This is a genomic window from Lentibacillus halophilus (assembly GCF_039522485.1).
Lineage (GTDB): Bacteria > Bacillota > Bacilli > Bacillales > Amphibacillaceae > Lentibacillus > Lentibacillus halophilus.
In genome coordinates, this window is sequence record NZ_BAAADM010000022.1 from 1 (window position 1) to 1,315 (window position 1,315).

The 1,315-nt window shown below is 36.9% G+C and carries 1 protein-coding gene; it reads right to left on the minus strand.

Going from position 1 to position 1,315, the window contains the following annotated elements:
* Positions 1-109: 109 nt before the first annotated feature.
* Positions 110-1,126 carry a DUF3231 family protein gene (locus tag ABDZ72_RS04700; protein WP_343751474.1) on the minus strand — a complete coding sequence of 339 codons (1,017 nt, stop codon included), beginning with the start codon at positions 1,124-1,126 and terminating at the stop codon, positions 110-112.
* Positions 1,127-1,315: the final 189 nt, after the last annotated feature.

Genomic DNA, 1,315 nt, shown 5'->3' on the forward strand with positions numbered 1-1,315 from the left:
AGAGGGGAGTGATACACAATCAGCCGTTAGGCTGAGAGGTTCACTCCTACTTGACCCGAAACAATTCAGAATTTTTCCGGTGCCAGGCATTTATAATCCTTTTAAGAATTCATCCTTTTTGTTTATTCTTCGCTAATTTTTTGGAATCTTTTACTCCGGGTGGTTGTTCCAGCCAATTGTGTTTAATCATGATATCTGCTCCTCTTTTGGCAAGCCGAGAAACTTCAAATGATAATCGTTGGTAATTAATCATTAAGTCACTTCGTTGGCTTGCAGATGCTGCAGTAGAATAATTCCCTATTCCCGCGGATATGAGCAAATCCATGTGAAACATCACTAATTTATCCGAAAAAGTTTGAGTTGTGGAGTCACTTAAATATACATTCGTCTGTGCAGATTCAATATTATCTTTTATAAGTGTATCTGCAAAAATCTTCAAATGTTTTTTTGAGACGTCTTTTCCACGAAGCATGAAATTCTGTACATCTTTTGATGGTGATGTTTGAGCAAATGCAATGCATAAGTGCATACCTATTGAATTGGTTAGGACGTTCTGATACAAATGAGAAATCTCAACAGCATTTAATGGACGTTTATCACTGAAAGGGTTTATGCCACTTAAATAATTTTTACTGTCAATATAGTCCGTTTCTTTGGGTATATCAATATACGGGTGTCTGGCAGTGATACCCTTTGAAAGACCCGTTTCGAGTGATTGTTTATAAAGGTTACTGGTTTCATTTAACGCCTGTACAAAGTAGTTACATACATCTTCCCGGTAACTCATCGAAACCAAACCGCTGTATATTAACATTCCCGCCTTCGCAATATGATTCACATACACCAAACAAAATATGTCTGAAAAAAGCCACGGTGCGTTCATATTTACATCTTGTTCGGTAAACCCGTTTGGAATAGCGAATTGTTCTTTTTCAAAAATCGCTGTTAATGTGTCCAAATGGTTATATGAAATATCATAGGCATATTGCACAACGGGTTTTATATCTTCATCTTGTATGTGCTTTAGCATAAACCCAAAAATACATTTCGACATGCTGTCATTCATATACCCAGTCCAAAGAGAACCAATTTCTGCGGATGTTAGGGGGATATTTTTTTCATTCACTTCATTCATTATGCAACCTCCCTAAGGATGTTAAGGTAAGTTTATTATTAACATTAATATGGATTTTATAATGAATGACAGGTATAAAGAAACGATTGGGTTAAGTGCCTGGCACCAAAACAATTCAGAATTGTGTCGGGTCAAGTAGGAGTGAACCTCTCAGCCTAACGGCTGATTGTGTATCACTCC